At 69.7% G+C, this 7,956-nt stretch carries 7 protein-coding genes; 1 reads left to right on the top strand and 6 read right to left on the bottom strand.

All coding sequences use genetic code 11. The features are described from left to right. Positions 1 to 47: 47 nt before the first annotated feature. The 6 genes from Q0741_RS15390 to Q0741_RS15365 all read right to left on the bottom strand — a co-directional run bounded on the left by Q0741_RS15390 (position 48) and on the right by Q0741_RS15365 (position 5,920). Positions 48 to 431, bottom strand: coding sequence for a response regulator (locus Q0741_RS15390; RefSeq protein ID WP_298234090.1), 384 nt, complete (start codon positions 429 to 431; stop codon positions 48 to 50). Further along, positions 428 to 3,169, bottom strand: coding sequence for a sensor histidine kinase (locus Q0741_RS15385; protein ID WP_298234089.1), 2,742 nt, complete (start codon positions 3,167 to 3,169; stop codon positions 428 to 430). Before Q0741_RS15385 ends, Q0741_RS15390 begins: the two co-directional genes overlap by 4 nt. A gap of 16 nt (positions 3,170 to 3,185) precedes the next feature. Further along, positions 3,186 to 3,380: a hypothetical protein gene (locus tag Q0741_RS15380; protein ID WP_298234088.1), complete on the bottom strand. Its 195-nt coding sequence runs from the start codon at positions 3,378 to 3,380 to the stop codon at positions 3,186 to 3,188. Positions 3,381 to 3,399: 19 nt separating this feature from the next. Beyond that, positions 3,400 to 3,753, bottom strand: coding sequence for a hypothetical protein (locus Q0741_RS15375; protein WP_298234087.1), 354 nt, complete (start codon positions 3,751 to 3,753; stop codon positions 3,400 to 3,402). Between the two features lie 100 nt (positions 3,754 to 3,853). Beyond that, positions 3,854 to 5,659 (bottom strand): sodium:solute symporter family protein, encoded by a 1,806-nt coding sequence (locus tag Q0741_RS15370; protein ID WP_298234086.1) that lies wholly within the window; start codon positions 5,657 to 5,659, stop codon positions 3,854 to 3,856. Between the two features lie 6 nt (positions 5,660 to 5,665). Then, positions 5,666 to 5,920, bottom strand: coding sequence for a DUF4212 domain-containing protein (locus tag Q0741_RS15365; RefSeq protein WP_298234085.1), 255 nt, complete (start codon positions 5,918 to 5,920; stop codon positions 5,666 to 5,668). Between the two features lie 319 nt (positions 5,921 to 6,239). Between Q0741_RS15365 and Q0741_RS15360 the strand changes: the two genes are divergently transcribed. Further along, the gene (locus tag Q0741_RS15360; RefSeq protein WP_298234084.1) at positions 6,240 to 7,937 is read left to right on the top strand and encodes an MFS transporter; all 1,698 of its coding nucleotides are present in this window, start codon (positions 6,240 to 6,242) and stop codon (positions 7,935 to 7,937) included. Positions 7,938 to 7,956: the final 19 nt, after the last annotated feature.

Below are 7,956 nucleotides of genomic sequence, written 5' to 3'. Positions count from 1 at the left end.
CGCGGCCGCGGCGGCGGCCATGGCCGCCAGCAGCCGGCGGTCGCGCCTCATGCCTGGCGCGCCGGAGCCTGCAGCAGCGCGCGCACCCGCTCCACCAGCTCGCTGGTGGAAAAGGGCTTGGTCACGTAGGCGTCGGCGCCCATGGCCATGCCCTTGGCGACGTCGGTGTCGCGGCCCTTGGCCGTGAGCATGAGCACCCGCGTGCCGCGCAGCGCCTCGTCGCCGCGCAGCTCCTGGCAGACCTCGAAGCCGCTCTTGCCCGGCATCATCACGTCCAGCAGCACCAGCGCCGGGCGCTCGCGGCGCAGCATCTCCAGCGCCTGCAAGCCGTCGCGCGCGACATGCACCTCGTAGCCCTCGCGCTTCATGAGGTATTCCAGCGAGATGAGGATGTTGGGCTCGTCGTCGGCGACGAGGATCTTGGTCGTCATGGCTTGTCTCCCGCGGCTGCTCCGGGCGCCGTCTGTTCTGAGGGGGGCGTCCACGGTAGTGTGAAGGCGAAGCAGGCCCCTTGACCGCAGTCAGGGCGCAACTCCAGCCGCCCGCCGAAATGCTGGACGATCTGGCGGCTGATGGGCAGGCCCAGGCCCGTGCCCTGCGGGCGGCGCGCCGCGTCGCCGCCCTGGCGGAACTTCTCGAACACCAGCTCGCGCTGATGCTCGGGCACGCCCGGCCCGTTGTCCTGCACCTCCACGGTGGCGCCGTGCGCGTCGGTGCGCAGTCGCAGCACGATGCGCCCGCGGCCCGCGGGCACGAACTTGGCGGCGTTGCTCAGCAGGTTGAGCAGCACCTGCATCAGGCGGTCGCGGTCGGCGCGCAGCGGCGGCGGCGGCGTCTCGGGCAGCTCCAGCACCAGCTCGGCGCCGCGCTCGTGCACGAGTTCGCCCACGGTCTGCGCGGCCTGGCGCAGCAGCGCCGAGAGGTCCACGTCGGCGTCGTGCCACTGCGCCTGGCCGGACTCGATCTTGGCCATGTCCAGTACCTGGTTGACCAGGCGACTGAGCCGCTCCGACTCCGCCACCACGATGCCCAGGAACTGCTGGCGCTGCGCCTGGGGCATCTGCGGCTCGGCCAGCATCAGCTCCGCCAGCGCGCGGATGGAGGTCAGCGGCGTGCGCAGCTCGTGCGTCACCGAGGACATGAAGTCGTCCTTGAGCCGGTCCAGGCTTTCGAGCCGCTCGTTGGCCGCGCGCAGCTCGGCGCTGGCCTGCTCCAGGGCGTGCGAATAGGCGCGCAGCTGCGAGGCCTCGTCGAGGATGCGCAGCACGTCGTCCATGTCCAGCGCCTCCTCCTCGACCACCGAGGCGACCATCACGCGCGCGGAGGCGCTGCCGATGGCGCCGGCCAGCTCGGTCTCGACGAAATGCACCAGCCGCGCGTCGGGCTCGATGTGCCCGATGCCGGCGGCGCCGCTGCGCCGGGCGTAGTCCTCGAACAGGCGCTGCGCCTGTGCCGCGCCCAGGAAGCGCGCGGCCAGCGCCTGCAGGTCCGCCACCTGCGCGCGGCCGCGCCAGAACACCGGCTGCGCGGCCTGCGTGCGGTCGAGCACGTCCACGAACAGCAGCGCCTGGCTGGTTTCGCGCGGCGAGGGCGTGCGCAGCAGCGACAGCCCCACGAACAGCCCGGCGTTGGCCAGCAGGCTCCAGAACAGCGAGTGCGTCAGGTTGTCCAGGCCCGTGAGGCCCAGCAGCTGCTCGGGGCGCAGCAGCGCCACGCCCCAGGGGCCGTGCTCGATGAAGCTGCTGTCCCACCAGCCCGACTTGGCGATGGAGGGCAGCATCAGCGTGTAGGCCCACAGCGCGAAGCCCGCCAGCAGCCCGGCCAGGGCGCCTTCGCGCGTGCCGCCCTTCCAGTACATGCCCCCCAGCAGCGCCGGCGCGAACTGCGCCACCGCCGCGAAGCTGATGAGCCCGATGCTCACCAGCGCATAGGCTTCGCCGGCGAGGTGGAAATACAGGTAGCCCAGCAGCAGCACGAGCACGATGGCGGCGCGCCGGATCGCCAGCAGCACCCCGGTGAGGTCGGCGCGGCGCGCCAGGCCCGGCAGCCGCAGCAGCAGCGGCATCACCAGGTCGTTGCTCACCATGGTGGACACCGCGATGGCCTCGACGATGACCATGCCGGTGGCCGCCGACAGCCCGCCGACGAAGGCCGCCAGCGCCAGGCCCGGCTGTCCCACGGCCAGCGGCAGCGACAGCACGAAGGTGTCGGCATCGGCGCCGCGGCCCAGCACCATCAGCCCGCCCAGCGCGATCGGCAGCACGAACAGGTTGATCGCCAGCAGGTAGGCCGGGAACAGCCAGGCCGCGCGGCGCAGGTGCTGCTCGCGCATGTTCTCCACCACCATCACCTGGAACTGGCGCGGCAGCAGCAGCACCGACAGCATCGACAGCATCGTCAGCGCGAACCACTGCCCGTAGGCGAAGGGGCGCTCGGGCTGCGACAGCGCCAGCAGGGCCTGCAGATCGGGCTGCGCCAGCGCGCGCGCGAACAGCGCGCCGGGCCCGTCGAACAGGCCCCAGGTGACGAAGACGCCCACGGCCACGAAGGCCGCGAGCTTGACCACCGACTCGAACGCGATGGCCGCCACCATGCCCTCGTGGCGCTCGGTGCTGTCCAGGCGCCGCGTGCCGAACACCATCGTGAAGCACGCCAGCGCCAGCGCCACGGCCAGCATGCCGTCGCGCCACCAGGGGCTGGCCCCGGCCGCGGGCGCGCCCGCGGGCATGGTCAGCACCGCGTAGCCGCTGGCGATGGCCTTGAGCTGCAGCGCGATGTAGGGAACGATGCCCACCACGCTGATCAGCGTGACCAGCCCGGCCAGCAGAGGGCTCTTGCCGTAGCGGCTGGCCACGAAGTCGGCGATGGAGGTGATGCGGTGGGTGCGCGCGGTGCGGATCATGCGCCGCAGCACCAGCCAGGCCAGCAGCATCGCCAGCGTCGGGCCGAGGTAGATGGGCAGGAACCACACGCCGCCCGAGGCCGCGCGGCCGACGCTGCCGAAGTAGGTCCAGGCGGTGCAGTACACCGCCATCGACAGCGCGTACACCCAGGCGTTGTCCACCACCGAGCGGCCCTGCTGCGCGCGCCGGTCGCCCCACCAGGCCACCGCGAACAGCAGCAGCAGGTAGGCCGAGGAGGCGCCCAGCACGAGCGCGGGCGTCAGCATGGGCGCAGCCCCCGCATCAGTCCGTGCGCTCCATCAGCCACGCCAGCAGCGCGATCAGCAGCGCCCACAGCAGGAACAGCGCCGCGGGGAACAGCGGCAGGCCCAGCACCAGGACGTCGCGGTCCCACAGCGCCAGCAGCGGGAAGTTCAGCAGCAGCAGCGCCAGCGCGAACAGGCCCAGCAAACGTTGCTGCAGCAACCTCGTGCGCATGGCCTCGGGCTGCCGCGGCTCAGGCGCGCCGGCGCGCTGCCGCGGCGTGCGCGTGCCGGCCCAGCGCGAAGCTGAAGAAGAACTTGCACCAGACCGTGGTGCCGGCGATGGCGGTCCAGCTCTCGTAGCGCAGCCCGGCGGCCACCACGGCCACGATCACGCACACCACCACCGTGCCGGCCACGGCGTTGACCGCCATCTCGTAGGGCGCCCAGCGCCAGGCCTCGGGCGGAGGCTCGCCGTGCTTGAGCGCGACCTCCGAGAAGTCGCGCCGCACCAGGATGCGCCAGGCCCGCCGCAGCCAGAAGAAGGCCATCGGGAACAGCGCGAGAAACAGGATCCACGTCAGGACGACGCCGACATCGAGGGCCATGGAACGACTCCGAAACAAAAAGGGGCCCCGCAGGCCACGCCGGCTGGGCCCCGGACTGGCGGCGTGCGCCGCCAGCCGTGGACGGTGACCGTGGCGGCGCTCAGTGAGCGCCGTCGATCGCCTTGGCGCCGCGCGGGATGCGCACGGCCTCGACCATGGCCTGGATGTGCACCGGCGGCTCCTTGGTTACCTTGTCAACGGCAAAGGCCACCACGAAGTTCACCAGCGCGCCCACCGCGCCGAAGGCCTCCGGCGTGATGCCGAAGAAGCTGTTGGGCCCGCCGATGAGGTCCACGTACTCGGTGCCCTTGACGAAGAAGAGGCCCTTGTGCGCGAACACGTAGAACAGCGTCACGAACAGGCCCGCGAGCATGCCCACGATGGCGCCTTCCTTGTTCATCTTCGTGCTGAAGATGCCCATCATGATCGCCGGGAACAGCGAGCTCGCCGCGATGCCGAAGGCCAGCGCCACCGTGCCCGCGGCGAAGCCCGGCGGGTTCAGGCCCAGCCAGCCGGAGATCACGATGGCCACGGCCATGGCGATCTTGCCCGTGAGCAGCTCGCCCTTCTCGCTGATGCCCGGCGCGAACACGCCCTTGACCAGGTCGTGCGAGACGGCCGCGGAGATGGCCATGAGCAGTCCCGCGGCGGTGGACAGCGCCGCGGCCAGGCCGCCGGCGGCCACCAGCGCGATCACCCAGTTGGGCAGCAGCGCGATCTCCGGATTGGCCAGCACGATGATGTCGGGGTTGACGGTGAGCTCGTTGCCGTTCCAGCCCGCGGCCGAGGCCTTGGCCTTGGCATCGGCGTTGGCGGTCTTGTCGTTGTAGTACTGGATGCGGCCGTCGCCGTTCTTGTCCTCGAACTTCAGCAGCCCGGTCTGCTCCCAGCGCTTCATCCAGTCCGGGCGCTCCTCGTAGCGCAGGCTGGCCTCGGGGGCGTAGAGGTCGCCGCCGCTGGTCACGGCGGTGTTGACCGTGCCGTGCAGGTTGAGCTTGGCCATGGCGGCCACGGCCGGCGCGGTGGTGTAGAGGAGGGCGATGAACACCAGCGCCCAGCCCGCCGAGGAGCGCGCGTCCTTGACCCTGGGCACGGTGAAGAAGCGCATGATCACGTGCGGCAGCCCGGCCGTGCCGATCATCAGCGACAGCGTGTACATGAACATGTTGAGCGTGCTGCCGGCGGTGGTGGTGGTGTACTGGCCGAAGCCCAGGTCCGTGACCACCTGGTCGAGCTTCTGCAGCAGCGACACGTCCGAGCCGCTGTAGGTGCCGCCCAGGCCCAGCTGCGGCAGCGGATTGCCCGTGAGCTGCAGCGAGATGAAGATCGCCGGGATCGTGTAGGCCAGGATCAGCACGATGTACTGCGCCACCTGGGTGTAGGTGATGCCCTTCATGCCGCCGAACACCGCGTAGGCGAAGACGATGGCCATGCCGACGTAGATGCCGGTATCGCTGGACACGCCCAGGAAGCGCGAGAAGGCCACGCCCACGCCCGTCATCTGGCCGATGATGTACGTGATCGAGGCGGTGAGCAGGCAGAGCACGGCCACCGTGCTGGCGCTCTTGGAGTAGAAGCGGTCGCCGATGAACTGCGGCACGGTGAACTTGCCGAACTTGCGCAGGTACGGCGCCAGCAGCATCGCCAGCAGCACGTAGCCGCCGGTCCAGCCCATGAGGAACAGGGCTCCGCCGTAGCCCATGCTGGAGATCAGGCCGGCCATGGAGATGAACGATGCGGCGCTCATCCAGTCGGCCGCGGTGGCCATGCCGTTGGTCACCGGATGCACGCTGCCGCCGGCGGCGTAGAACTCGCTGGTGGAGCCCGCGCGCGCCCAGATCGCGATGCCGATGTACAGCGCGAAGCTCAGGCCGACGACGAGGTAGATGGTGGTCTGGAGTTCCATGGCGCTTCAGTCCTCGTGCACGTCGAACTCGCGGTCCAGGTCGCCCATCTTCTTGGCGTACCAGAAGATCAGGGCGATGAACACGTAGATCGAGCCCTGCTGGGCGAACCAGAATCCCAGCGGGTAGCCGCCGAGATGGATGCCGTTGAGCAGGTCCGCGAACAGGATGCCGGCGCCGAAGGACACCAGGAACCAGATCACCAATACCTTGAACAGAAGGCTGAGCGTCGCCTTCCAGTAGCCCGCTGAATCATGTTGCACTTCGTTGTCTCCTCATGCAGTTATGGAACAGGCTTTTTGTGTGGTGGCGCGAAGGCAGCCTGTGCCGCCGTCCAACGCGTCCACCGCCGCCCAGGGTTGGGCCCTTTCCTGACGGCAAGCTGAACGATTGCTTACGTGGGAGGCTGAAGAGGCCCTGTTTTTTCCGCATTGCGAAAAAACGCCGGGCTCCTCGGGTAAATCCTGGGAGGCCCGCCGGCTGGCCGGGCCGCCTGGTCAGTAAGCCCGCCGTCAGACGGCTCCACCACGATGGCCCTCAGACAGCCCGCCAGAGGCCTTGGAACACAGGAGACCCGCCCCCATGGCCAGTACCGCCCGCGCGTACAAGCCTTCGCGCTCGAGGGCGCCCATGACCCGCGAGGAGCGCAAAGTCATCTTCGCCTCCAGCGTGGGCACCGTCTTCGAGTGGTACGACTTCTACCTCTACGGTGCGCTGGCGCCCATCATCGCCAAGCAGTTCTTCTCCGGACTGGATGCGGGCGCAGCTTTCATCTTCGCGCTGCTGGCCTTTGCCGCGGGCTTCATCGTGCGGCCCTTCGGCGCGCTGGTGTTCGGGCGGCTCGGGGACATGATCGGGCGCAAGTACACCTTCCTGGTGACGATCCTGCTCATGGGCCTGTCCACCTTCATCGTGGGCGTGCTGCCCAGTTACGCCAGCGTGGGCGTGGCGGCACCCGTGATGCTCATCGCGCTGCGGATGCTGCAGGGCCTGGCGCTGGGCGGGGAGTACGGCGGCGCGGCCACCTACGTGGCCGAGCACGCGCCGCACGGCAAGCGCGGCGCCTACACGTCCTGGATCCAGACCACCGCCACGCTGGGGCTGTTCCTGAGCCTGGTGGTGATCCTGGGCACGCGCACGGCCATGGGCGAGGAGGTGTTCGCCGACTGGGGCTGGCGCATTCCCTTCCTGCTGTCGATCGTGCTGCTGGCCGTGAGCGTGTGGATCCGCCTGTCGCTGAACGAGTCGCCCGCGTTCAGGAAGATCAAGGAGGAGGGCCGCAGCTCCAAGGCGCCGCTGTCGGAGAGCTTCGGCCGCTGGAAGAACCTCAAGATCGTGATCCTGGCGCTGGTGGGCCTCACGGCGGGCCAGGCGGTGGTGTGGTACACGGGCCAGTTCTACGCGCTGTTCTTCCTCACGCAGGCGCTCAAGGTGGACGCGCAGACGGCCAACATCCTGATCGCGCTGTCGCTGCTGCTGGGCACGCCCTTCTTCGTCGTCTTCGGCTGGCTGTCGGACCGCATTGGGCGCAAGCCCATCATCCTGGCCGGCTGCCTGGTGGCGGCGCTGACCTACTTCCCGCTGTTCAAGGCCCTCACCGTGGCCGCCAACCCGGCGCTGGCGCAGGCGCAGAACGCCGTGCCCATCACCGTCACGGTGGACCCGGCGCGCTGCAGCTTCCAGGGCAGCCCCATCGCGCGCGAGGTGGACTTCCGCAGCGACTGCGACCTGGCCAAGCGCACGCTGGCGCAAGGCGCCGTGAACTACACGGTGGAGGAGGGCCCCCCCGGCACCGCCGCGACGGTGAGGATCGGCGACAGGCTCCTCGCCGCACCCAACGCCACGCCGGCCCCCGGCGGCCATGTCTTCGACGCCCCCAGCCGGGCGCGCGTGGACGCCTTCAAGAAGGAACTCACGCAGGCCGTGCGGGCCGCGGGCTACCCGGCCAAGGCCGACCCCGAGCGCATCAACAAGCCGCTGGTGGTGGGGATCCTGACGCTGCTGGTGATCTACGTCACCATGGTCTACGGCCCCATCGCGGCGGCGCTGGTGGAGCTGTTCCCCACGCGCATCCGCTACACCTCGATGAGCCTGCCCTACCACATCGGCAACGGCTGGTTCGGCGGGATGCTGCCCACCACGGCCTTCGCCATCGTGGCGCAGACGGGCAACATCTACAACGGCCTGTGGTACCCCATTGTGGTTGCGGGCGCGACCTTCGTGATCGGCATGCTCTTCATCCGCGAGACCAAGGACCGCGACATCTACGCGGCCGACTGATATCACCCATGAAAAAAGC

The organism is uncultured Azohydromonas sp. (assembly GCF_937926365.1).
Taxonomy (GTDB): Bacteria; Pseudomonadota; Gammaproteobacteria; order Burkholderiales; family Burkholderiaceae_C; genus Azohydromonas.
The sequence above is the reverse complement of the archived record's forward strand: the minus strand, read 5'-3'. Positions and strand labels throughout refer to the sequence as shown.